Genomic DNA, 24,592 nt, shown 5'->3' on the forward strand with positions numbered 1-24,592 from the left:
TAGAAAGAGCACTACCCACTTATATAGGCCATCCAGCTCCTAAAACAGAAAGAAAAAAAACAATTTGGATCATTAATCTCGGGAAGACAGGAAGTGTTTGCTTGCCACCTATGGAGAGCTTCTGATTAGCTGCTCGTATATTGGCTGGAAACATGGCAATAAGTAAAATGGCTAACGCAATAGACGAAATCCAGCGTGTAGCAGGTAGGAATAATGCAATGGCTAACGCAATTTCTAATACACCCGTTATTGTTACAATAGTTTCTTTTTTTGAAAGAACTGGAGGTACCATGTTTATTAGGTTGTCTCTTCTTTTTCCCCAATGAGCACTTGCTGCAAAGAAAAACATGATCGAGACAGCAAATTGAAGACTATTTTGCCAATCACTTAAATAAGGGACAAACATAATTCCAGAAAAATAAAACAATAAAAACGATGTAATCAAAATGATTAAAGGTGCCATTTAATCTCACTCCTTTATTATAAACCTTTTGATATCATTAAATATAAAACGATGACAGGTAACAAAGTAGCTATTGTTCCAAACACATTCCAATAAAAAGAGACTTTAAGAGGTTGTTCAAAAAGTCATGAAAAATTGCTGTCGAATAACTTTGTTGTCTCGCTATTCCACTCCTCATGTACAGAGAACGTACACTGTGGTGCTCATAGCTTCGTCGCCTCGTTCTTCTCAGCCCTTTTCCCCCTCCTTTTTGAACACGCACTTTAAGATAGTTAGATGAGATTTTACCTTCCTTAACTGATTGGGAACTAAATCTAATCATTTTTCGTTGCATAGGTAAAAGAAAAAAAGACCAAATGATACCACTTAAAGTGAATAAGTAAAAAGAAAAAGAACTCCATGAAATTCCATATAAAAGTGGATAATTGTTTTTGTCAGCCATCCATATTCCAGTGCTTAACACTAAAAGAATCCCAGGTATCGTAAAGCAATAGTCAGCAATCATGATGTTTTTTGCAGTTGAATGAATGAGCCGTACATCTTTACTAAGATCTGCTCTTATTTTCCAAAAAGCAGCAGTGATAATGTTACCGACTAAAAGAATCCCTCCAAATATATGAAGATATAGAAGAGTATCCATATTAACCCTCTCCTCTTTTTAATGTTTTCTCCATAAACTTTATATAATCATTTGCAGTAAACTCAAATGAAGAATCTGTGATGGCGCTTCTTGCCCTCAACCCATAGGCAATAAGAACAAACAATTCTGCCGTTTTTTGTGCATGAATAGAAGGATCAATGACACCGTTTTCTTGTCCAGAGTGAATCCAGTTCTTTGATAAATTTATATTAAACTCATAAAATTGTTTCAGAATCTTTTTCACTTGAGGGTTGTCTTGCCTGCTTAATAAATAAATGAAAATTTGGTTGGTTACTTCTGATGGTTCTTCAATAAAGGAAACGTTCTGTGTAATTTCATCTAAAGGCTCCTGCAATTGTTTCTTTCCTTCACTCACTTTCGCAAAAAAGCGGTCATTAGTTTCATTTAACTTTTCCATTAAAACTAAACCAAGTAATTCATCCTTACTTTTTACATAATGGTAAATGGCGCCCTTTGATAATTTCGTTCTCTCCATAATGTCATTTAAGGTCATCTTTATACAGCCTTTTTCTTTTACTAAATCATGTACTGCCCGTAAGAGTAACCTTTTTGTTTGGTCTTTTTTCATAGACAATAGAAAACCTCCTTAGTTATGATGGTTTCTACTCTTATAGTAATAAACCGACTGTCGGTTTGTCAACAACATATTTGATTACTTTGGATAAGTTAGAAATGAAAGGTTGACAGTTTCCTAATAAATGAAGTAAACTACTGTTAAACTACAGAAAGGCGGTACTTAGGCGAATGAAGTTATAATCCTTTTTTTAGACGAGAGTTATTAATAAGAAAATTCGGTCTAGATAGGATTAGTCTGTTCATTTTTAAGTACACAGTCTTTTGTTCGTTGTGCAAAATAACTTTGGGTTTAGTTATAATAAACCCTATTTTTTTCGTGTACGTCATCCTTATGAACAATCCTCTCTAGCGATTAGGAGGGTTTTTTGTGCTTTTATTAGAAGCGAAAAACATTGAAAAATACTACAGTGACCGTTTAATCATAAAGGTAGATGAGCTTTGTATTTATCGAGGTCAACGTATTGGAATTGTCGGTGAAAATGGGCAAGGGAAATCAACATTACTCAAAATGTTAGTAAATGAGTTGAAACCTGATCAAGGGACGATTCACTCTTTATGTTCAATTGGATACATTCCTCAAATAGAGGGTGACCCTGAACTACCATCTAATTTAAGTGGTGGCGAAAGAACTAAAGAAAAAATAAAAGAATCCCTTTCTACTCATTGTGACCTTTTAGTGGCGGATGAGCCAACGACTCATTTAGATTTACCATCAATAGAATTCTTAGAAAAGAAACTAAAAGAATTTGCAGGTGCTGTTTTAGTCATTTCTCATGACCAAGAATTATTAAATGAAGTATGCGGTCAAATCTGGGAAGTGGATCGTGGGGAACTAACGGTTTTTCAAGGTAATTATCAAGACTATGTTATCCAAAAAAAGGCTTTAAGTGAACGGCAAACGTTTGAGTATCAACAATACGTGAAAGAGAAAAATCGTCTACAAAAGGCAGCTATTCAAAAAAGTGAAAAATCAAAAGCGTTAAAAAAAGCCCCTTCTCGAATGGGGAATTCCGAAGCGAGACTGCATAAAAGAAAAACAGGTCAAAAAAAAGCAAAACTTGATAAAGGTGTCAAAGCGATCGAATCTAGAATTGCCCAACTAGACAAAAAAGAAAAGCCTAAACAAGACGATGAAATCAGATTTGATTTGCAATATTTCAGACCGATTCATAATAAGCGTGTTGTGACTTTTGATAAGGTAAAAGCAAATGCCGGTCTTCAACATCTGTTCAGTGGTTTGTCAGGGGCTATACGACCAGGTGAAAAAGTAGCAATTACAGGGCTTAATGGTGCTGGAAAATCGACTTTGCTTAATATGATTGCTAACAAACAGGATGGGATTTTGATTTCTAAATCAGCAAGAGTGGGCTTGTTTGATCAAATGCTGGATAATCTGGATGAAACGAAAACACTACTTGAAAACGTGAAAAACACGTCCCCTTATCCAGAAGAATTCATTCGAACAGTACTTGCGAGGCTATTATTTAAACGAGAAACAGTCAAAAAGTACGTGTCCATGTTAAGTGGTGGAGAAAGGGTGAAAGCTGCACTTGCTAAAGTATTTTTAGGAGACTTTAATGTGTTACTTCTTGATGAACCAACCAATTTTCTAGACTTACAGACGAAGCAATCCTTGATTGAGGTGTTAAAGGTGTACCCAGGGACGATTATCTTTGTCTCACATGACAGATCTTTCATCAAACATCTAGCCACCCATTTAATCGTCATTGAAAATCATCAAGCTATGTTAAAGGAAGAAGAGGGATTGGTAAAAAAACAGAAGGTAGAGGTAGACCAACTGAAAATTGAAATGGAATTGTCAGAACTAATCGGAAAACTATCTCTTGAACAAAACCCTGATAAAAAGAAAATGTTAGAAAAGCGTTACGAAGAGTTAATAATGATGAAAAGTGAGAGAAAAGCCCTTCAAGTAAAATGAAGGGTCTACTTTGATTAAACGGATAATTTGGAACTTAAAATAAAATAGTAGGTTGTAGCACAAGCAATATCTATCATCCATGCATCTAATATAAAGAGTTAATAAGGATGGAGGTGAAAGGTATTATTACTAAAGCAAACTCTAACTTTTGTGCAAATTCAAGTAATGTAGCAGAACTTGAAAATGTCCTTAACAATACTTTTGAAAGAAATCAACTAATTCGAGTTGGCACATTAGATGGGAGCTTCACAGAAGGTCGATTTAAATATGCTAAAAATTCAGTTATCGCCTTACGTCAACCTGGTAAAGACACAAATACAATCATATTTCTTGTTTTAGGCTGGTGTTATGGCCCCGCTTAAAAAATTTTTAGTGAAGCCCTTCAGCCATAAAGATTGAAGGGCTTTCCATTGATTAATAATTTTAAGTAAAATAGCGATTTAAAGTTATGGTTATTTATACTTAATGGTGTGTAATGTAAGAAAAACCATCCTCAGTCGATGGTCATTCATGAAGTCTTATACATAATAGATTAGTGCTGCTATCCCAAGAGCAAGGAAACCTAGAAGTCCACTATAGATTCCGATTTTTGTTCTTGATTGTCTATCTTCTTTCGTTTCTGTGTAATTATTAGCACGATGCTGCATACCATCGGTGAATGCACCAAGAGTAAATGCGGAGACAAAGACGCCTATTGCACCAATGCAAAAGAAAAAAGGAATCAATGAAATTCACCTCATTTCTGCTTTAATAATGGGGATTCTTCACATAATGTTATGTAGAATAGGAGAAATTGTTGCAGGATTTCATTTAACCTCTTTGGAAATAGTTAGTTTATTGCCTTGAAATGAAGGGATTTATGAAAAAGGATTTCTCTTGTTGGTTGTGTTTGTCTTGTTTTCGTCTTCTGTTCAAGCCTTATCATGGGCCTATTCATTCGTCGTATGGGATCTTAGAGTGCACGAAATCAAAAAGGGTAAGAGATTTACAGAAAGTGAAGTTGGAAAAGTTAAAATAAGGCTAAATGATATGACCGGAAATTACTATGGAAACGTATCAAACTTTTATTCTAAAGGAACAAAGAAGGTATCTCTCTCATAGAAGAGTTCACTATTGAAAAGGGGACAGAATTTGTAAGAGATGTTTATGTCAACGATACCCCTTCTCATATTATGAGCTACTACAACTTTTTTCTTATCTTGGTTATATATAGTAGAAAGAGGTTTTATCCCGATCAAATTGATTAGGAAAAGTAGGTTTTAGTGTATTTTTTATTTGAAACGAACTAAAAAAAGAGTATATTTTGTATAGATTAAAAAATATACTCTATTACCATTTAAAAGGAGTTAATTAGAGTCAAACGACAGTGTTGGAGCAGGAATAATGGTTTTTTCAATACCTAGAGCCATTTCTAAGTCAATGGCATGCTCTTGTTCTTGAGTAGCAATTTCCCGAATTTTTTCAGAGGAATCATACATTCCAAGAGACTCAAGCTGATTTATTCTTTGTAAATATCGGTGGATTGCATCGTATTCCCCTTGTAAATCTTGGCGAAGCATGTCGATATTGTCGAGTGAAGTTGATACCGGAGCCACTTGTGTCATGGGAATACCACCTAAATATTGAATGAGTTCATTTAAAATGATTGCATGACCAAACTCATCTTTAGCGTGTTCATTTAATTCTTCTGCGATTGTAAAGTAAGCTGCCCCTTTCAACATATTGGCATGTTGTGCATATTGAACTGCAGCCGCATATTCCCAGGCTAAATCAATATTCAGGCCGTAAACAACTTGTTCAATTCCAGCTTTATTTTGCACTTTTAAATTCTCCTTTCCTTGTTATATCAAAAACATCGTATGTTTAATGACCCAAAAATGACACTGAGGAAAGTATAGATAATAGAAGTGAGGGGACATAAACCATAAGGAATATCTAGTTTTGAAAGATAAATTGACTACCGACAATGCCAGTGGTACTATGTCGGTACGATATATTAATAAAAAGGGTGATGAAGTGTCAGTTAAACATATTTTACTAGGTGTGTTGAGTTGGGCACCAAATTCGGGATATGGAATTAAATCAGAAGTCGAGTATAAAGGAAGAGAATTAGGATGGGGAAGAGTTAGCTTTGGTAGCATTTATCCACAATTAAAAAAACTCGTAGATGAAGGTCTTATTCAAACGTTACATACTGGAAATGAGGGGCGTAAAACAAAGATATATGAGCTTACTTCTAAAGGGTGGACGGAATTAACTCATTGGCTAAATCAGCCACCATCTCCTCCAGAAATGAGAGATGAACTTTTTATTAAAATGAGCTTTTGGGATACAGGGAGCCCAGAAGACAGAAAATCATTAATTCATCACTTACGATCGCGGTTAAAAGAGAATAGGGAAATGTTATCCCATTTTGAAGAGTGGACTAAGAATGATCTTTCTGCCATAGGTGAAATCGGTGGAATAAGCATGGATTTTATTATCGCTCGTATTCGTTTTGATATAGAATGGTATGAAAAAATGGTAGCAGTGATGAATCAACAATCAAACATTCCTCGTCAAGACCCGGATCAATTATTTGAGAAAGCTAAGGCTAGAAGAATTGAGGCTTTGCGAAAGGATTTAGTTGATGAAGATTGATTTAGTTAAACAGGAGATGCTTAGAAAGTCCTCTTTCGTATTAAATAAGAGCAATCCAAAGCCAAGAATGGTGAAAAAAAACAGCATTCTTGGCTTATACTTTTGTCTGTAAAATGACTTCTTACAAAGCCCCTTGATAGAAAAGTTTAAGGTGTATGCATTTCTTCATTTTTTAACGTAATTGCCGAGAAGTCGCCCACTTCTAAATGAAGAGAAAGTGGGTGATGAATCGGTTCTTTTTTTGTATAATATTGTTATAGAATGTCAAGGTAGGTGAAAATCGTGACAAAGCTAAACAAGGCGTATAAATTCCGTATCTATCCTACACGTGAACAAGCTTCTCTTATTCGCAGAACCTTTGGGTGTGTGCGTTTTGTGTACAACAAAATGTTAGATGACCGTAAGAAAACCTATGAGAAATATAAGGATGATAAGGAAACCTTGAAAATGCAAAAGTTCCCGACACCTGCCCAGTACAAAAAAGAATTCGAATGGTTGAAGGAAGTTGATTCACTCGCTTTAGCGAATGCACAAATTAATCTTCAAAAAGCGTATCAAAACTTCTTTGCTAAAAAGGCTGACTTTCCTACTTTCAAAAGTCGTAAATCGAGACAATCCTATTCAACAAACGTTGTAAATGGAAATATTGAACTTATAGATGGATTGATCAAACTATCAAAACTGAAATGGATAAAAATCAAACAGCATCGCCCAATACCTGATGGACATAAGATAAAAGCGTGTACGATCTCCATGACCAAAACAGGGAAGTTTTTTGTGTCCATCTTGACTGAATATGAAAAGAAAATTGTAGAACAACCCGCTCGTTCATTGATTGGCCTAGACTTTGCGATGAATGGCTTATTTGTCGATAGTGAAACAGGTAAGAAAGCCAATTACCCTCGTTTTTATCGTCAAATGGTAGAGAAGCTAGCCAAAGAAAGCCGCATATTAGCTAGACGAACAAAAGGCTCTTCTCGTTGGCATCAACAGCGCTTAAAAGTAGCGAAAATTCATGAGAAAATCGCCAACCAAAGAAAAGACTTTCTTCATAAACAGTCTTATAGACTCGCAAACCAATACGATTGCGTCATTATTGAAGACCTCGATATGAAAGGGATGTCTCAAGCATTGAAGTTTGGTAAAAGTGTAGCTGATAATGCCTGGGGGAGGTTCACATCCTATTTAGAGTACAAGTTAAAAGAACAAGGAAAGAAACTAATCAAGATTGATAAATGGTTTCCTTCTTCAAAAACGTGCTCAAATTGCGGTCAAATCAAGGAAGAATTGACGCTTTCTGACCGAGTTTTCGATTGTCATTGTGGATTCTCATCCGATCGTGATTGGAATGCGTCAATCAATATCAAAAACGAAGGTATTCGAAAGCTTACATAAAGGAAACAAGAACTCTTGGTTCACGAGGGATCGCCTAGTCCATTAGAGACCATTAGGTTTCTGTACCTAGGAAGCATCCACCTCTAAGCGCTAGCGTAGGTGGTATGTAGTTCACTAATTCCTCTTGTTTTGAATAGTATTTGATAGTAAATAAAAAATGATAGCAGATAGACAGGATGCGATTCCTGAAATTAAAAACACATACCCAACCCCAAAAAGATTAGCAAGTGTCGCCCCAAGAGCTGGAGCAATCAACATTGAAAAGGTTATTAACGCCTGACCAGCAGCTGAAACTCGTCCAATTAACTGTGAGGTTGTTTCTGTTTGAATGACATACCCATAAGGGACTGAAGCCGTTCCGCCAAGGATTCCAATCAGTAGAACGATTATTACCCATGTGAAAGTATGTAACTTCAAGATTCCTATACCACCCATTCCTAATAAAATGATGAAGGTTCCTGAGGTTATACCAGCTAAACACATAAAGACAACAGGGTTTTTTCTCCATTTTCCCCATTTCCCCATTATCAATGATCCGATGACAGCCCCTAATCCAATCATACTTAAAAATAAGCCAAAGTCTGATTCCTCAAACCCAATTTGTTTAGACCATAAAACTAGTAAGGAATCATACAGAAAAACGAAGAAAAGCCCAAGTGACATTAAGAGGATTGAAATTGATAATTGTTTGTTTGAAAAAATATGTTTAAAACCTAACATGATTTCCTTAGTAAGGTTTAATTTCTCTTCATGGTGAAATTCTTTAACAGGTTCGGCTTTGATTCTAGATAAAATGAGGGCCGAAAGTAACAATAACACAATTTCAATGACAAGGACTTTTTGAGGACTTAAAAAGATTAATAGAGCGCCACCAGTTGCTGGGGCGATAATTTTCATCGAGTTTACAGATAGTTGGCTTAACGAGATGGCTTCAGTTAGTTTTTCTTTAGGAATAATCATCTTTATCATCGTTTGTTTAGCTGGATCAAAAGCAGCACCAAAAGAACTTAAAAAGAAAATAAACAAGAGTATAAAACGTAAATATTGGGTGAAAAAATTAGTCCTATAGTGGTGATGGCTCTAGCTAGATCACATAAAACCATGATGACTTTTGCGTTCGTTTCGTTAATCCACACACTACAAATTGGGGCGATGAGAATCCACGGGATTCCAAGAGTGATGGTAAAGGCAGCGAGTGCTCCTGGGCCAAGTTCCCAATGGTATGCAATGAGAGTTGCTAAAGCGGTGAAATGAACCCAGTTTCCAAAATCAGATAACAATTGACCAAAGAACATCAAGCGAAAAGACTGAATTTTTAAAGGGCTAAATAACGACAAATTGAATTCCTCCTTCGTTATTTTGATCTGTTCCCATTTAAATATATCATAACGATATATCGCATTGATATAATTTTGTTTTATAGAGTGAAGTTAATTTAATGGTAAAATAGAGAAATACTCATCTTAAATAGAGGAGGGGTTAGATGGGGTATGTTGAAGAGTTAAGAAAGATAGTCGGTCACAGGCCGTTAATCTTGGTAGGAGCAGTGGTCATTATTATCGATGGTGAAGGAAGGCTCTTACTTCAACAAAGAAAATATCCAAAAGAATCTTGGGGGCTTCCTGGAGGTTTAATGGAACTAGGAGAATCGACAGAAGAAGTTGCACGAAGAGAATTATTTGAGGAGACTGGACTTGAAGTAAACGAACTTGAACTAATCAATGTTTATTCGGGAAAGGACAACTTTGTGATTGCTGAAAATGGCGATGAGTTTTATGTTGTGACAATTGCCTATTTTGCAGAAGGGTATAAAGGAGAAATAAAAATTGATCAATCAGAAATTAATAAATGTGAATTTTTATATCCTAACGAGTTACCCGAAAAAATAGTTAAGAGTCATCAAGTGATTTTGGATGAGTTTTTAGAGAAATATGATAAAGAGAAATAGAAAAAGTGAACAAAAAAGAATGTTAGTTTAATGAAGAATAGTATATTAATGATCGTTTTATTGGAGGGTAAAATGAATAAAAAAAGGGTCTTTTCATTTTTTAGCCTTTTAGTCTTAATTGTAATAAGTTTGTTTATTTATCAAAGAAATACAGATGAAACCTATCAAGGAATGTCTATTATTCCAGAACATCATAACGATATTCCTTTATATAAGGGGTTGGAACCGACTAGAAACGAGTACGTCATAGACGGAGAGAAATGGGAAGATATATATAACTACTATTTAAATGAGATTCCTAAAATGGGATGGAAAGTTGTTCATGAAGAATCTGCTTTAGACGATAACGATCCTAGTAATGATTGGTCAGGCTTTATTTCAACCTGGAAAAAAGATGAGTTTGAAGGGGTCTTGTGGATTTCTGCAGGCTATAATCAGTATGATGAAAAAACAGAGGTGAAGTTTGACAGTTCCTCAAAATAGAATATCAAGTTAAGAATGCTTTCTAGAAAAATAAAAGAGGTGGAAATAAATTATGGGGAGATGATATTAGGTGAGTAAAGTTAAATGGGAATTTACAGATGGAGAAGTTGACATCACATTAATTAATAGTGTTGAAGAAAAAATAGGTTTTGTTTTTCCAATGGACTATAAAGAATGTGTAAAAGTTAATCAAGGGGGTAACCCTGTCGCGGATTGTTTTGATGTTAGTGGTATAGAGAGAGTATTTGGTACGCTATTAAAGATAAATCAACCTGATAGTCCGTCAGATATAGTGAATAATTATCATGATATAAACAAGTTACTTCCGAAGAAAATGGTGCCTTTTGCTAATGACCCAGCAGGTAACTTAATCTGTTTTGACTATAAAGATCATGAAGAGAATCCAGTAGTAGTATTCTGGGAACATGAAGGTGCTTGGGAAAAAGAAGCATGGATGACTGAAAGAGGATTGACTGAAGAACAAGCAGAAGAAAGGGCAAGAGAAAATGTCTTTTATGTAGCCGATACATTTACAGACTTTTTGAATTTGTTGTATGAAGATGATGAGGAGAATTTCTAGAGTTCAGATACACTATGTTTTAAGAATAAATCAAATACAAGTTTGATAGGGATTGCTCACATTGGCATTCCCTTTTTTGTAGATGTAGACCAAATTTCGACATCAAATGTCAAATAGAAAAAATGAAGTTGGCCATTTTTGAGGAAATAAATTGGCTCTTCGCCATTTAGAATGATTATTTAGAAAATAAAAAACTTCTTTTCTAAAAGACTTAAAAGCGGACAAGGGAATAAGTCCAATTGCTCGCTCAGTATTTTCCACCTGTTACAGGGTTAAAAAACGGATCCCTGGTTACACTATTTACTGGACAAGGGAATGAGTTCAGTTGTGAAGCAAGGTATGGCTCCAAACTGTTACTTGTTCTTTTTTATTTATTTAATTTGAAGTCCAGTTTTCCATGGAGTAAAAAGACCATGGCCACCATATTTTTATGCGAACGATAGCCTCGTGCTTTTCTTTTGGCAGCCTGAAAGACACTATTAATTCTTTCTAATAAGCCATTGTTTAGCTTGGATGAGAACCACCTGATAATTCCGTCATAGTGGTCTTTAATGGTCTTTGAAACATCTACCATGGGCTTCAGTCTGCAACGAAGTCCCCACTCAATCCAGTCGTTTAATACCATAGGGGCAATTTCACGAGGGTATTGAAAGATTTCTTGAAAGCTTATTCGCATACGATAGGCTTTCGCTGTATCTAAGTTACAATCTTTTAAACGATCAAGGGTTTCTCTTTGAGAGCTTGTTAAGTTTTTCTCATTTTTTAACCAGACATATCGTGTGTTTTTTAAGTCTTTACACGTTTTTTGTTCCTTACGACGCACATCGTCTACTGCTTCATTTACGGCTTTGACGACATGAAACTTATCAAATGTGATGGATGCTTTGGGAAGTTTTCTTTCGCTCCCTTAATAAAAGCAGGGGACATATCCATACATACTTCTGTTATTTTCTCTGCCTGTCCTCCGCGAGATTCTAAATGTTTCTTACACTCTTCCCATGTACTAGAGTCCTTTCCCTTTGTGACGTGGATGACATTCTTTTTTTGGGGATCCATAAAAATCGTGATATAGTTATGCCCTCTCTTTGAAGAGGTTTCATCTGTACTAATCATCGTCACTTCTGATAAGTCTTGAGACTCAATCGCGTTGTCCACATAATAGTGAAGAATTCTCCACAACTGGGTATCGTGTTCACCAACTAAACGGCTGATCGCACTCATAGGCATATCTTTTGCCAGGGTCATAATCCATGCGTCGAAAAGGATCGTGAAATTGGATCGACTCTTAATCGCCCAAGGGATTTTCACACGATGAACCTTTTGGCAGTTCTGACAATCCGTCCTAGGTAATTCTGCATGGATATAACAGGGATATTCGAGGAAATTTAAATGCCTCCACGTTCGGTTGTAGTCAGCTATGTCATATACGGATTGGCTTTCTGCTCCACAATTCGCACAGGAAAACCGTGCACCTTTACGAATATCTACATAGACATCTAATTGTTGATGTTCATTGCTAAATATACAACTTTCTATATACCATGGCTCCGAAATATGAAAGACCTCTTCTATACCCTTCACTTCTATTAACATCTTGATCACCTGTATTCTATTGTTTTAGAATCCAGTATCGTCACTATTGCACCATCTTAAACAGCGAAGAAGCCCTTTTTATTAATTGAGTTGATTTCAGATGTTTAGATTTAAGCACTTACTTTACACTGTAAGTAGCGAAGAAGCATAAAAATCGTGATATAGTTATGCCCTCTCTTTGAAGAGGTTTCATCTGTACTAATCATCGTCACTTCTGATAAGTCTTGAGACTCAATCGCGTTGTCCACATAATAGTGAAGAATTCTCCACAACTGGGTATCGTGTTCACCAACTAAACGGCTGATCGCACTCATAGGCATATCTTTTGCCAGGGTCATAATCCATGCGTCGAAAAGGATCGTGAAATTGGATCGACTCTTAATCGCCCAAGGGATTTTCACACGATGAACCTTTTGGCAGTTCTGACAATCCGTCCTAGGTAATTCTGCATGGATATAACAGGGATATTCGAGGAAATTTAAATGCCTCCACGTTCGGTTGTAGTCAGCTATGTCATATACGGATTGGCTTTCTGCTCCACAATTCGCACAGGAAAACCGTGCACCTTTACGAATATCTACATAGACATCTAATTGTTGATGTTCATTGCTAAATATACAACTTTCTATATACCATGGTTCCGAAATATGAAAGACCTCTTCTATACCCTTCACTTCTATTAACATCTTGATCACCTGTATTCTATTGTTTTAGAATCCAGTATCGTCACTATTGCACCATCTTAAACAGCGAAGAAGCGAATAATTCATCTAAGTTAGTTCGACACCTTCTCTCGTTTCCCCTTCTAATTCTGAGATATACTATTGATCTACCTAAATGTTTAGATGGTAGTTTTTTAATAATATACCTAGAATACCGGTTTAAGGACATTCTAACACGCTTAACTGTATGTAATTGCAAGAACTTTAAACAACCGAGACTGTAAAAAAGGCAAGCATAAAACTTAGAAAAAGAGTTATTATCCAATGATGTAGTTTTGTCATCTTTAAAAGTATATTAAGAACCGAACCAAGCGTTAGAAAAACAAGGAATACAAACAGCCACATTAAACCATCTATCACCATAATACGTGAAGTTTCTGACATATATTATTGCCCTCCCCTTTAAATGATTTTTTAATTTAAATCCCTTTAAATGTAACATAAATGAATAAAGTTTCTATTTGATCTTTTAAAAAAAATTCACTCAACCCCCTATATTAAAAGGTTTTTTTTCTTATAATGGTTTTATGTGTGAAGGATAAAATGTAATTGGGAAAGGAGAGAAGGGATGGCAAGAGATTTAAAAATTAATTATGGAGTGCTAGATGGAATCATTGAACAGCTTCATGTCTATAAACGGGCACTAGACAACATGGAATCTTCCTTACAAACCATTTCTCAATTTGCTAAGCAGAATCAAGGGAAAAGTGTGGACTCATGGATCGATAGAATAGAAGAATCGAAAGAATACATAAAAGGCTATCAGGACCAAATAGAGAATCTATTAAATCTTTTTGAAAGCTATGTAGAGGATACCACTTCCTATATTTCACCCTTATCAAGAAACGCTATGATGAGAATAGATCGAGATGATATATGGGTGAATTTACTGCAAATAGAAAAGGGGATCACTAGGAATGTACTAAAAGCAAAAAACATAGCAGAAAGTCAGCCTTTCTATTCCATTTTGGATGAACCAACCGAAAGTGAAATAAAAAAAAGTAATAGTAACAAAGCGAAGCTATCTTCTATCCGAAATGAAATAAAAGCAACTGAAACATTCCTGAGTAAAAGGATGGATGAACTTTGGGAGTTATATGATACCAAAGTCAAACGTTTTGAAAATGTTGATGATGATTACAAAAGTAAAGCTAGTAAAGTGAAAAACCAATACACAGACTTCTTTGAAGGTGTTTGGGATGGACTTGAAGCAAATGTTAAAGCGGATGTTGATTTCATAAGAGGTCTATCGAATGGACTGTACGAACTAGCAAAAGGATTATATACGATTGTGGAAGACGCAGGGATTATTTACTTATCACAAGCCATACCTGATTTTGTGGAACCTGAAATTTTGAAGTCGTCAGCCAATCAACGAATAGATAAGTATACAGCTTCTCTTCAACAAATTATCGAAGACCCAATGGGTGCCGTTGAGTCAATCGGTCAATCCTTCTCAGATACGTATGAAGAGGAAGGAATTGCGTATGTCACCGGTGGTGCGGTACCTTCATTTATTCCATATGCTGGACAACTAGAGAAAATAACGAAAGTAGGGAAATTAGGAAATGCAATTGATGGTAAAAAACCTGTTCCTGATGAAATAAAAACAAAAGTAAAAGACCTTGTTGGAAATCATCCTGCCTTTCAAGGCGTTAGAAAAGGAACCATTCAGTTTATTAAAGACGTTAAAGATGGTAGTATCATCTTTATTGATGGAGTAAGAGGTGGAGTACAAAGACTAACCAACCCTGATAGTAACTTTGCCTATGCTTTCAGCGGGGCACGAAATGTATTAAACTCTCAAACTATTCAAAATAAGATTAATGCGGTCTTATTTAAGCTTGGTGTCAAAAGTCGTGTAGATGAAGTCATTAAAAATGATTATGATGCAGATGGGAACTTGGTTAATAGATCCGTAGTTCCAAAAGGTTATAGCAGTGTTGATGATTTCTTGAGTAAAGTAGATAATAACACCATTAAAGAATATGGATATAAAAATGTTGTTGAGTTTAAGGAAGTTGTTGCACTTGTGGATAAACATTTGAATGAATCCCCTAAAAGTAACATAATAAACAAAAAGCTTGCAGGAGGAACTCATCCTTCAGGAGTAGAATTTGATGTACTAGGGTTTCCTATTTTTAAAGGAGAGAATCTTAAATATACACTAAATCTTGATGAAAAGTTTTATCATATGAAAGATACACCTCAATTTGAAGAATGCACAAGGGTATTGAAGGACGCAATTATTAAAGGTGAAGTATCAAAGAGTATTTTTACTAAAGTTCAACTTGATCAAATAATGAATGAGAAAGCAAGAATCTCAGGTTTAACGTGGCATCACCACCAAGTATCAGGTAGGATGCAATTGGTAGTAAAAGAAATTCATGTATCTGTTGGGCACCTTGGTGGGAATACATTATGGGGAGAGGGAATAAGGTGAGGAAAGATATAATTTGGGAATATGCTGAATCAAAGGTGTCGAAAGATGATGTGGAAAAAATAGGAATACAATTAGGTTTTCTTTTACCACAAGATTACATTGATTGTGTAAGTGTAAATGGCGGAGCTAGTGTATCTCCACAAGAATTTAAAGTTGGAAATGTAGAACGGTGCTTTGGAGGTTTATTTAGTTTTAATGAGGAAAGTAGTGAAAATATTGTTAAAATGTATCAATTAGTTAAGGAGAGGCTTCCCAAAAGGATGTTACCTATAGCTGATGATCCAGCAGGAAATTTAATATGTTTTGATTTTAAAGATCATGAGGATAATCCAAGTATAGTATTTTGGAACCATGAAATTGTATGGGGAATAGATGAGTTAATGGAGGAAGAGAACTTAACAGAAGAGCAAGCAGAAGAAAGGGTCAGAGAAGACATCTCTTTTGTAGCAGACTCCTTTACGGATTTGATAAATTCTCTATACGCTAGTGAGGAAGATGATTAATAGACTGTTGGTACAAGAGTGAATAAAAATAACTGGGGATGCTAACATGGGCATTCCCTTTATTTAGAGAAAGACTTAATTATGCAATAAAATAGAAAACAGAAAAACATAGAGTTGGGCATTTTGGAGGAAATAAACTATGGGGAGAGGGTATAAGATGAGGGGAAATTTACAATGGCCATTTCCGGATAAGGAAGTATCAAGCGAATTTATAAAAGAAGTTGGACATGAACTAGGATATGAATTCCCTGAGGATTACATAGAATGTGCTAGAATTAATAATGGATCAGCAGTAATACCTTATTATTTCAAAGTAAAAGATGATGTCAAAGTGTTTGGAACTTTACTTTCGTTCGATAAAGAAAGTGATGACTATATAATTAGGGTTTTTAATAATTACATAGATACTTTACCTAAAAAAATGGTTCCTATAGTATATGACCCAGCAGGTAACTTAATCTGTTTTGACTATAAAGACCATGAAGAAAATCCAATAGTAGTATTCTGGGAACATGAAGGTGCTTGGGAAAAAGATATGCTGATGGAAGAAGAGGGTTTAACAGAAGAACAAGCAGAAGAAAGGGCAAGAGAAAATGTCTTTTATGTAGCAGACTCCTTTACGGACTTCTTAAATTCATTGTACGAATTTGACGAAGATGATATGTAGAATCAACTAAAGAAAAAAGCCCTTTATTTTAGGGCTTTTTATGATTCAGGAACATATCCAGATAGTAACATGGAACCTGCACCTACTGTGTAAATAGAGATGATTGCTATTGCTAATAATCTTTTCATTTTGTTACTTCCTCCTTCATATTCATTTTTAACCTTTCATGTAACGGTAAAGGATTCTTACGGAGGTGGTTTCAATTATGAAAGGGTATTGTTTAAATATGAGGACATTACTGAAGAATTTACAAAGTCACTAATTTGTATGTCCTAAAAGATATAAATTTTGCAAGTACCTATCTTGTCAGTCAAAAGTTTTCACCTTTAAGAAGCCTTCAGATCCTCGTCAAAAAAAGGGTCTGATTGCTTCTTTTTCATTATTCGACTTATGCATAAACGGCTCGTTTTACTAAAAAGCGAAAAAGTCGTCTTCCTTAAATAATAGGCAACGGTCGCTTCTGAGACAATAGGGTTGGACTTCGTTCGTAAAAATCGAACAGGACTCTCATTAATCTTAGTTGAAAAAGTAAGAGACAACATTTGAAGCATCCCCATGGCGATACAACTACACATGACAAATCCCTCGATTGCTTTCAAAGCGGACAAGATGAGTTCTTTCTCTTTTTCATCCTCCATTTCTTCTAATGGATGAATCATTCCTTTTTTTGCATAGCGTCTCAGTTTAGGCATGGCTTTTGACCAAAATTGATACCCAAATCCATTCATCACTTGTTTCAGGCTCTCGAAACGTACATTCAATTTTGAACCTAAAACTGTACAATTCAATGATGTTAACGGGATCTAAATCGAGCTTCGTTGTAACAAGAATGGCTGTTTTTTCTCCATACATGACAAGGACGAATCGCAGTTCTTGATAAAGCTTTTGCCCCCATAATAAATTAAGGCAAAGGTAACGAACGGTCTCTTCTTTTCCATATAAACGGACGGTTGCTTCTACGAATTCACTCTTCCTTGATGTAAAGAGGTCTTGAAGTTTGATGGTCTCTCCTTTTTTACGAGGACGACCTTTCCCTTTATATTCACCGGGCTTTGTATAAGCCCTACAAGACTTCTTGGCTTTAGTCAAAAGGTGAAGCATCGTTTCTGATTTCTCTAACAGTTCTGCCCGTTTCATAAGAGCAAAAATGGATAAATAGTAGCCATCAAGCAGTACGAGCGATTCTCCCATACATTTAGCTGCTTGAAACGCATCGTTTATGATTTGAACAATGTGAGAACCTTCACATTCATAATTGTTCTGTTTTTTCTCCAATTTCGAATCATGTTGACACCGTCATGGAGCCTGATCGAAAGAGGAAGACAAAATAGTTTCTTAGAAGGATCGCCAATGAGAACACCTATCCCACCAAACATGTGCCCAAAGATAAACTCGGCTTTTGAGGAATTTTCTGATTCTTGATGTAACCTCTTCACACCAGGCATTTTTCGTGCTTCTTTCGATTGCTTCACGCCATCTCCTACCAAGATGGTGATGCCGTCTTTCTTATAGATGGGTGCCTTACGATAAACAAGCTTCGTCCATGTTTGAATAAGATCCTCTAACTTCCAAGCTTGGGACCTAAAAAAATGCATCATAGCAGGATAGGACTTGGGTGAGATCGAAAGCTCACGAATGATGGAGGTTAATCCTACTTGATCGGAACGTAACATCAATCCAATAATCATGACGACAAACCATTCATAGGTAGCTTGTCGTGTAAAACAGGTCCTAAATTCTGAAAGTTCTTTATCTATTCTTTTCCACATAATCACTATGGTCATTCGCTGTTGAGTTTGATACAATATCAAAGATAACTCTTCTCGGATGACATGTCTCCTTATTTTGTTTAGTCGCTTAATAGGTTAACATGAAATCAAGCAGAAGGGTTATTTTTTATGCAGAAAATTCTCTTTCTAAGGGATTGAGTCATCTTTATAAAATGGACTTTGTAAGGGACCCCAAGACTCCTGCGGAAAAACGGGCTAGTCAAGACCCCGCAATGTGAGGCACGAACGAGGAGGCTTGACAGGTCGTCCGCGGAAAGCGAGGGGAATCCCTTACCATTACATAAAAAACATCGAGTATGGGGAAAAAGCTTTGAAAAATTCCGGAGAACTTTTGACTCTCCAGTACCTATATGTAAGGGAATTTTGATTGAAAGAAGGTACTTGCAAAATGAAAGAAAGAACTAGTAATAGGGGTAAATTAACTTTTAGTGTGTGTTCAAAAAGTAAGGAAAAAAGGGCGCTGAATAGAAAAGCTGAAGCCCTTTGCTCACATCCGACCAGCATAAGGCGAACATAACGTGAAGGTGTTCTTTACCTTCACTAAATGTTTGACTTATGACCTCGAGGATGTAAGGGCTGAAGCTAGACAAGAACGAGGCGGTCTGCTTAAGGAACGCAGGCTAAGTTCAGCCACGTCGCGAGAGCAACGCCTGCACTAGCCCGTCCTGGGCATCGAAGCACTCACAGTGTACGTACAATATGGTTCACGGGCTAAGAACGTCCCCATCTTAGGGACAACGCCCGTGCTAGCCAATCCTGGCGTCGGAGTGTCGGAAAAGCAAACCAACAAAGTTATTCATCCGACATTTTTTTAGGGCTTTTTGAACAACCTCTTTTAAGGTTAAAACATAAAATGAACCAAGTTCAAACGCACTTGGTGATCTAAATAAAACGCTAGGAAGAATATTTGAACAAAATGAAATTAATGTAAAGCAAAAAAACTTTGAAAAAGACGTTATCCTTAACTAAAGGGATATCGTCTTTTTTTTTTGTATATTTATCATAAGACAAAGGGTGCATTAGAAAATAAAATACGTGTTAAAATAGTACTCAAACAAATTCAATAAAGAGGTAGGTGATGCACTCATGTCAACTAATAAAATACCCAATAGATTAATCGCTGAGAAATCTCCATATTTATTACAACACGCCCATAACCCAGTGGATTGGTATCCATGGTGTGAAGAAGCGTTTGAAAAAGCGAAAAAGGAGAACAAACCTGTTTTTTTAAGTATCGGTTATTCGACTTGTCATTGGTGTCATGTGATGGCTCACGAAAGCTTTGAAGATCAAGAAGTCGCTGATTTACTTAATGAGCATTTCGTGGCTATTAAAGTGGATCGAGAAGAACGCCCTGATATTGATTCGGTTTATATGCAAGCATGTCAAATGTTAACGGGGCAAGGAGGATGGCCGCTTAATGTCTTTTTAACGCCTGATCAAGAGCCATTTTATGCTGGAACGTATTTTCCGAAAGAAAGTAAATATGGACGAGTAGGTTTTAAAAGTGCAATTGTTCAGCTTTCTCATAAATATCATCAAGAGGGAGACCATGTAATAAAAGCAGCCAAACAATTGACAGAGGCACTGCAAAGAAAGGGAAGGATAATTTCGAGCGAAATTCTTGGAATAGAAGAGGTTCATCAAGCTTTTCAGCAATTATCGCAAAGTTTTGACTCGATTTATGGTGGGTTCGGTCAAGCGCCAAAATTTCCAATTCCCCATATGCTTCAGTTTTTGATGAGATATGCGTATCAAACTGAAAATGAGCAAGCGTACCATTTTGTCGAAAAAACGTTGGATCGAATGGCACAAGGGGGGATTTATGATCACATCGGTTTTGGTTTCGCTAGATATTCTACTGATCAGCGCTGGCTCGTTCCTCATTTTGAGAAGATGCTTTATGACAACGCCCTACTACTTTATACATATGCCGAAGGATATCAGCATTTAAAGAAAGAGAAATATCGATTGATTTGTGAACAGGTAACCTTATTTTTAGAACGTGAAATGGTAAATGAAAGGGGAGCGTTCTATTCTGCTATTGATGCCGATACGGAAGGGATTGAAGGGAAGTATTACGTCTGGGACAAGGAAGAAATTCTTGAAGTATTAGGAGATCAAGGAGCTATTTTTTGTGATTTATATGGTGTGACGGAGGGAGGGAATTTTGAAGGGAAGAACATTCTTAATCAACTTTATACAAACATTGAGAAAGTGGCAGAATCGCATCAGCTTAGTGTTGGGGAGCTCGACAAGCTAGTTGAAAAAGCACGGAAAAAACTACTAGAGACAAGGGAAAAAAGAACTTACCCTCATGTTGATGATAAAATCTTAACCTCATGGAATGGATTAATGATTGCGGGATTGGCTAAAGCAAGCAGTGTTTTTCAAAATAAAAACATGCTTCAATTAGCTGAGAAAGCAATCGATTTTGTTGAGAATCACTTATTCGTAGATGGTCAATTAAAAGCTCGTTATCGAGATGGAGAAGTGAAATATGATGCTTATCTTGATGATTACGCTTTTCTGTTGTGGGCATACATTGAACTTTATGAAGCAACATACAAACGGACGTATATAGAGAAAGCAATGGATTTGGCAAATAACCTTATTGAAAAGTTTTGGGGAGACGGTGGATTTTACTTTACAGCTTATGATTCAGAAGAGCTTATTATGAGGGAAATGGAAATTTATGATGGGGCGATTCCTTCTGGGAATGGTGTTGCTTCTTCAATACTCGTTCGACTAGGAAGACTAACGAATAACGATGAGTGGTTGGACAAAGTCAATCAAATGTGGAAGAGGTTCTATGCGCAAGTTCATTCGTATGGAAGTGGACATACATTCTTTCTTCAAAGTGTCCTTGAAATGCACCAACAACAACGGGAAGCCGTCATTGTTGGGAAGTACTTGAATGCCGAGCAATTGAAGAAGGAGATTCAAAAAAAGGTCACCTATGGCTGGTCCATCATATTCGCGGAGGATGTTAAGGAGTGGAAATTTATTGCACCTTTTATAACAAGCTATCATATGATTGACAATCAACCAACCTTATATGTGTGTCAAAATTATGCTTGTCAGCAGCCGACAACAAATATAGCAAGTTTGCTGGCTCATTTTTAATTAAAAATGAGCCCTTCCGATATCAGTTTTTCGGAAGGGATAGCTCTTATTTGATAATCTCTTTATGAGTGAGTTCACCATTAGTGAAAGTGAACTGAACTTCTTTTCCACCGACAGATTCAAAGGCTGGCCATGAATAAACAATCACGCCATTTTCATTGGATAACATTTTTCCTTTTGAGCCCATGATATGCACAAGCTCTTTATAAGAAATACCATAACCTGCTTTCTCATAACGTTCCATCGTTACCACTCCATCTTCAACTGGTTCTGTTGTTTCCTCTTTTTGATCTTCTTCTTTTGTTTCACTATCTTTATTTTCGTTTTCTTCTGTAGAAGAGTCTTGTTGCGCGACTTCTTCTGAAACGTCATTTTTTTGACCTGTCCCACATGCAGTTGTGATAAGGGCTGTAAATATGACGAGAAAAATAAGTGAGTTTAATCGAAACATAGTTCATCATCCCTTTCTTACTTAATAAGACGTCCTTCACAATAAATAGTTACATTTCATTATAATGTTTCTATTTATGTGAAACAATATGGTATAGTATTACCAAAAGATGAAGAGAGTGATAGATATGAGTGTGTTGTCTATATACGGAAGCTCCCGTGAAGAAGGAAATAGTGAAGTGCTTGCCCAATATTTATTAACCGATATTGTGCATCAATCTATTTATTTGCGAAATTATTCGATCCATCCTATTCGTGATCAACGTCATGATCAAGGTGGCTTTGATCCAGTCGATGATGACTTTGATCAACTGATTAATCAATTCTTGAATCATGATGTTATCGTGTTTGTCACACCTTTATATTGGTATGGAATGACTGGGTTAATGAAAAACTTCGTTGATCGATGGTCGCAAGCTATGCGTGATGAACGTCTTGACTTTAAAGAGAGAGTAAAAGGAAAAGAGGCTTACTTGATTATTACAGGTGGCGGTGAGGTAGAGGTGAAAGCTCTGCCACTGATTCAACAATTTCAATTAATATTTGATTTTGTTGGAATGAGTTTTAAAGGATATGTGATTGGAAAAGGAGTAAAAAGAGGAGATGTTCACGAAGACGAAGGAGCAATTCTTAAAGCCCGTTTGATAAATGAGAAGTTGAAGCGGCATACTTAATCGTTTTGTTCTAAATCAATTTTATAGTCAATAGTATTCATTATAAATGAGACTTCCATCAGACTTTAGATGGAGGTCTTTTCATGATATTGAATGAATTTGAAAAAAAATCGATGAAAACACTAGCGATATATTTCGAAAACCGATATATTAATATATACATTGTAAAAGGGGGAATCGAAGTGAATACATTTAAAAAGTTAAAAGCCTTTTATTTGCCTTATAAAAAATATTTTATTTGGTCGATGATTTGCTTACTTATCGTAACAGGAATTACAGTGATATACCCTATAATTCTTCGATTTACGATTGATGAAATTATTTTAAATGGGCAATACCAGTACGTTTCCTTCATCGCACTTGGCTTTATTGGTATTATGGCTGTAAAGGGTGTGATGACTTTTTTTCAGCAATATTATGGAGACATGTTTGGAATTACTTCTGTTTATCGGCTTCGAAACGAACTGTATGAGAAGCTACAACGACTGCCTTTTAAGTATTATGATAATGCGAAAACAGGCGATTTAATGTCAAGACTAACGGCAGATGTAGAAGGGTTTCGATTTTTCCTATCTTTCGGATTTTCAGAACTGTTACGCTTTTTGCTTCTCGTTTCCGTTACACTGTCCGTTATGTTTTATTATTCTGTTAACTTAACACTTGTAACCATGGCGGCTTTGCCTTTTTTAGCGGTAGTTGTTTACCAATTTGATAAAAAGGTACACCCGGCTTTTAGAGGGATTCGCAAGTCGTTTGGAAAATTAAATACGAAAGTGCAAGAAAATATTAGTGGAATCCAAACGGTAAAATCATTGTCGAGAGAAGACTTTGAAATTGGAAAATTTAATCGATTTAATGGTTCTTATAAAGAAAACTATTTAACAACGGCAAACGTATGGGCTAAATTCTTTCCCCTAATGGAGTTCATCGGTAATATTTGTGTCGTCGCTCTTTTAGCGTATGGCGGTTTCCTTGTGATGAACGGAGAGTTAACTCCTGGGGAACTTGTGGCTTTTAATAGTTTAGTATGGTACCTCGTTTGGCCGATTATGAATCTAGGGTTTACCATTAACTTATTTTCACAAGCAAAGGCATCTGGCGAACGGTTACTTGAAATATTAGAGGCTGAAGAAGATATTAAGGACGCAAATCAAACAATGAACAAAGATCAAATAAACGGAAAAGTCAGTTTCAATCATGTTTCCCTGCACTATTTAGAAGGAGAGAACGAAGCAGCTTTAAAGGATGTTTCATTTAAAGTGGATGCTGGAAAAACAATCGGATTAATTGGAGGAACGGGTTCTGGAAAAACAAGTATTGTTCAGCTATTGACGAGATTTTATGAACCGACAGAAGGTACCATTTTAATCGATGACGTCCTTATAAATAACTTGCCATTAAAAAGCTTGAGGGCAAATATAGGAGTTGTTTTACAAGAGTCGTTTTTATTTTCTTCCACGATTAAATCGAATATTGCTTACGGAAAACCAGAAGCGACGATGGATGAAATTCTTTCTGCTGCTAAGCGAGCACAAGCCCACGATTTTATTATGGAGCTTCCTAACGGATACGACACAATGCTTGGGGAAAGAGGGTTAGGTTTATCTGGTGGTCAGAAGCAGCGAATTGCGATCGCTAGAGCACTTTGTCTAAATCCAAGCATTTTAATACTTGATGATTCAACAAGTGCGGTCGATATGCAAACGGAAGTCCAAATTCAAAAGGCTTTAAAAGAAGTGATGAAAGGAAGAACGACGTTTATTATTGCGCACCGAATCTCTTCTTTAAAACACGCTGATCAAATATTGGTACTAGAAAACGGTGAGATTGTCGAGCGAGGAACGCATGATCAGCTTATAAATAAAGAAGGTCCGTATCATCGAATCTATGACATTCAGTTTCAAGATCAAAAAGCAATCGTACAATCTTCATAAAGGAC

26 protein-coding genes and 1 pseudogene are annotated in these 24,592 nt (G+C 36.2%); 13 read left to right on the top strand and 14 right to left on the bottom strand.

Annotated elements, in window-relative coordinates; translation table 11 throughout:
- Window positions 1-19: 19 nt before the first annotated feature.
- The 3 genes from LC087_RS03150 to LC087_RS03160 form a co-directional block, all read right to left on the bottom strand.
- Window positions 20-463 carry a DoxX family protein gene (locus tag LC087_RS03150; RefSeq protein ID WP_226539042.1) on the bottom strand — a complete coding sequence of 148 codons (444 nt, stop codon included), beginning with the start codon at window positions 461-463 and terminating at the stop codon, window positions 20-22.
- A gap of 70 nt (window positions 464-533) precedes the next feature.
- On the bottom strand, window positions 534-1,103 hold the full coding sequence (locus LC087_RS03155; RefSeq protein WP_226539043.1) for a DUF2269 family protein: 570 nt from the start codon (window positions 1,101-1,103) through the stop codon (window positions 534-536).
- Between the two features lies 1 nt (window position 1,104).
- Entirely contained in the window at window positions 1,105-1,692 is a 588-nt protein-coding gene (locus tag LC087_RS03160) for a TetR/AcrR family transcriptional regulator (RefSeq protein WP_226539070.1), read from the bottom strand.
- A 375-nt stretch (window positions 1,693-2,067) separates the two neighbouring features.
- On the opposite strand from LC087_RS03160, the gene abc-f reads away from it, so the two are divergent.
- Together abc-f and LC087_RS03170 are read left to right on the top strand one after the other, a co-directional pair.
- Window positions 2,068-3,639 (top strand): ribosomal protection-like ABC-F family protein, encoded by a 1,572-nt coding sequence (gene abc-f, locus LC087_RS03165; RefSeq protein WP_226539044.1) that lies wholly within the window; start codon window positions 2,068-2,070, stop codon window positions 3,637-3,639.
- A gap of 107 nt (window positions 3,640-3,746) precedes the next feature.
- On the top strand, window positions 3,747-4,001 hold the full coding sequence (locus tag LC087_RS03170; protein ID WP_226539045.1) for a hypothetical protein: 255 nt from the start codon (window positions 3,747-3,749) through the stop codon (window positions 3,999-4,001).
- Between the two features lie 156 nt (window positions 4,002-4,157).
- On the opposite strand, the gene LC087_RS03175 is transcribed toward LC087_RS03170, so the two are convergent.
- On the bottom strand, window positions 4,158-4,364 hold the full coding sequence (locus LC087_RS03175; RefSeq protein ID WP_226539046.1) for a DUF5316 family protein: 207 nt from the start codon (window positions 4,362-4,364) through the stop codon (window positions 4,158-4,160).
- Between the two features lie 621 nt (window positions 4,365-4,985).
- Window positions 4,986-5,459 (bottom strand): ferritin-like domain-containing protein, encoded by a 474-nt coding sequence (locus tag LC087_RS03180; protein WP_226539047.1) that lies wholly within the window; start codon window positions 5,457-5,459, stop codon window positions 4,986-4,988.
- Between the two features lie 121 nt (window positions 5,460-5,580).
- Between LC087_RS03180 and LC087_RS03185 the strand changes: the two genes are divergently transcribed.
- Both LC087_RS03185 and LC087_RS03190 read left to right on the top strand, forming a co-directional pair.
- Window positions 5,581-6,279, top strand: a complete 699-nt coding sequence (locus tag LC087_RS03185) for a PadR family transcriptional regulator (RefSeq protein WP_226539048.1) — start codon at window positions 5,581-5,583, stop codon at window positions 6,277-6,279.
- A 282-nt stretch (window positions 6,280-6,561) separates the two neighbouring features.
- Entirely contained in the window at window positions 6,562-7,674 is a 1,113-nt protein-coding gene (locus tag LC087_RS03190; RefSeq protein WP_306019978.1) for an RNA-guided endonuclease TnpB family protein, read from the top strand.
- 114 nt (window positions 7,675-7,788) lie between these two features.
- Here LC087_RS03190 and LC087_RS03195 read toward each other — a convergent pair whose 3' ends face one another.
- Both LC087_RS03195 and LC087_RS03200 read right to left on the bottom strand, forming a co-directional pair.
- Window positions 7,789-8,700, bottom strand: coding sequence for an MFS transporter (locus LC087_RS03195; RefSeq protein ID WP_306019980.1), 912 nt, complete (start codon window positions 8,698-8,700; stop codon window positions 7,789-7,791).
- Entirely contained in the window at window positions 8,682-9,011 is a 330-nt protein-coding gene (locus LC087_RS03200; RefSeq protein WP_306019982.1) for an MFS transporter, read from the bottom strand. Before LC087_RS03200 ends, LC087_RS03195 begins: the two co-directional genes overlap by 19 nt.
- A 146-nt stretch (window positions 9,012-9,157) precedes the next feature.
- Between LC087_RS03200 and LC087_RS03205 the strand changes: the two genes are divergently transcribed.
- From LC087_RS03205 to LC087_RS03215, 3 genes are all read left to right on the top strand, one after another.
- Window positions 9,158-9,622 carry an NUDIX hydrolase gene (locus LC087_RS03205; protein WP_226543453.1) on the top strand — a complete coding sequence of 155 codons (465 nt, stop codon included), beginning with the start codon at window positions 9,158-9,160 and terminating at the stop codon, window positions 9,620-9,622.
- 72 nt (window positions 9,623-9,694) lie between these two features.
- Window positions 9,695-10,105, top strand: a complete 411-nt coding sequence (locus LC087_RS03210; protein WP_226543456.1) for a hypothetical protein — start codon at window positions 9,695-9,697, stop codon at window positions 10,103-10,105.
- A gap of 70 nt (window positions 10,106-10,175) precedes the next feature.
- Window positions 10,176-10,685, top strand: a complete 510-nt coding sequence (locus LC087_RS03215) for an SMI1/KNR4 family protein (protein ID WP_306019986.1) — start codon at window positions 10,176-10,178, stop codon at window positions 10,683-10,685.
- Window positions 10,686-11,052: 367 nt separating this feature from the next.
- On the opposite strand, the pseudogene LC087_RS19560 reads toward LC087_RS03215, so the two are convergent.
- The 3 genes and pseudogenes from LC087_RS19560 to LC087_RS03235 all read right to left on the bottom strand — a co-directional run bounded on the left by LC087_RS19560 (window position 11,053) and on the right by LC087_RS03235 (window position 13,384).
- Window positions 11,053-12,278, bottom strand: a pseudogene (locus LC087_RS19560) (ISL3 family transposase).
- A gap of 110 nt (window positions 12,279-12,388) precedes the next feature.
- Window positions 12,389-12,964, bottom strand: a complete 576-nt coding sequence (locus tag LC087_RS03230) for a helix-turn-helix domain-containing protein (RefSeq protein ID WP_306019990.1) — start codon at window positions 12,962-12,964, stop codon at window positions 12,389-12,391.
- A gap of 240 nt (window positions 12,965-13,204) precedes the next feature.
- Window positions 13,205-13,384, bottom strand: a complete 180-nt coding sequence (locus LC087_RS03235; protein WP_226543438.1) for a hypothetical protein — start codon at window positions 13,382-13,384, stop codon at window positions 13,205-13,207.
- 184 nt (window positions 13,385-13,568) lie between these two features.
- Between LC087_RS03235 and LC087_RS03240 the strand changes: the two genes are divergently transcribed.
- The 3 genes from LC087_RS03240 (at window position 13,569) to LC087_RS03250 (ending at window position 16,613) form a co-directional block, all read left to right on the top strand.
- On the top strand, window positions 13,569-15,443 hold the full coding sequence (locus LC087_RS03240) for an HNH endonuclease (RefSeq protein ID WP_226543436.1): 1,875 nt from the start codon (window positions 13,569-13,571) through the stop codon (window positions 15,441-15,443).
- On the top strand, window positions 15,440-15,946 hold the full coding sequence (locus LC087_RS03245) for an SMI1/KNR4 family protein (protein ID WP_226543434.1): 507 nt from the start codon (window positions 15,440-15,442) through the stop codon (window positions 15,944-15,946). The genes LC087_RS03240 and LC087_RS03245 overlap by 4 nt, the downstream gene beginning before the upstream one ends.
- A 157-nt stretch (window positions 15,947-16,103) precedes the next feature.
- On the top strand, window positions 16,104-16,613 hold the full coding sequence (locus LC087_RS03250; RefSeq protein WP_226543432.1) for an SMI1/KNR4 family protein: 510 nt from the start codon (window positions 16,104-16,106) through the stop codon (window positions 16,611-16,613).
- Between the two features lie 326 nt (window positions 16,614-16,939).
- Here LC087_RS03250 and LC087_RS03255 read toward each other — a convergent pair whose 3' ends face one another.
- Genes LC087_RS03255 through LC087_RS03265 form a run of 3 tightly spaced genes read right to left on the bottom strand, consistent with a single transcriptional unit; the run spans window position 16,940 to window position 18,424 of the window.
- The gene (locus LC087_RS03255; RefSeq protein ID WP_306019994.1) at window positions 16,940-17,344 is read right to left on the bottom strand and encodes a hypothetical protein; all 405 of its coding nucleotides are present in this window, start codon (window positions 17,342-17,344) and stop codon (window positions 16,940-16,942) included.
- On the bottom strand, window positions 17,298-17,888 hold the full coding sequence (locus tag LC087_RS03260; RefSeq protein WP_306020883.1) for a hypothetical protein: 591 nt from the start codon (window positions 17,886-17,888) through the stop codon (window positions 17,298-17,300). Before LC087_RS03260 ends, LC087_RS03255 begins: the two co-directional genes overlap by 47 nt.
- Complete coding sequence (locus tag LC087_RS03265) at window positions 17,831-18,424, bottom strand: transposase (protein ID WP_306019996.1); 594 nt, start codon at window positions 18,422-18,424, stop codon at window positions 17,831-17,833. Before LC087_RS03265 ends, LC087_RS03260 begins: the two co-directional genes overlap by 58 nt.
- A gap of 1,065 nt (window positions 18,425-19,489) precedes the next feature.
- On the opposite strand from LC087_RS03265, the gene LC087_RS03270 reads away from it, so the two are divergent.
- Window positions 19,490-21,529, top strand: coding sequence for a thioredoxin domain-containing protein (locus LC087_RS03270; RefSeq protein ID WP_226539791.1), 2,040 nt, complete (start codon window positions 19,490-19,492; stop codon window positions 21,527-21,529).
- A 46-nt stretch (window positions 21,530-21,575) separates the two neighbouring features.
- Here the strand turns inward: LC087_RS03270 and LC087_RS03275 are convergent, their stop codons facing one another.
- The gene (locus LC087_RS03275; RefSeq protein WP_226539789.1) at window positions 21,576-21,980 is read right to left on the bottom strand and encodes a hypothetical protein; all 405 of its coding nucleotides are present in this window, start codon (window positions 21,978-21,980) and stop codon (window positions 21,576-21,578) included.
- A 133-nt stretch (window positions 21,981-22,113) separates the two neighbouring features.
- Here LC087_RS03275 and LC087_RS03280 point away from each other — a divergent pair, with 133 nt between their 5' ends.
- Both LC087_RS03280 and LC087_RS03285 read left to right on the top strand, forming a co-directional pair.
- A complete protein-coding gene (locus LC087_RS03280; RefSeq protein ID WP_226539807.1) occupies window positions 22,114-22,653 on the top strand; it encodes a flavodoxin family protein in 540 nt (179 codons plus the stop codon).
- Between the two features lie 182 nt (window positions 22,654-22,835).
- Window positions 22,836-24,587, top strand: coding sequence for an ABC transporter ATP-binding protein (locus LC087_RS03285; RefSeq protein WP_226539805.1), 1,752 nt, complete (start codon window positions 22,836-22,838; stop codon window positions 24,585-24,587).
- Window positions 24,588-24,592 lie beyond the last annotated feature (5 nt).

The sequence above is a fragment of the Bacillus carboniphilus genome (genome assembly GCF_020524035.2).
Lineage (GTDB): Bacteria > Bacillota > Bacilli > Bacillales > JAIVKR01 > Bacillus_CC.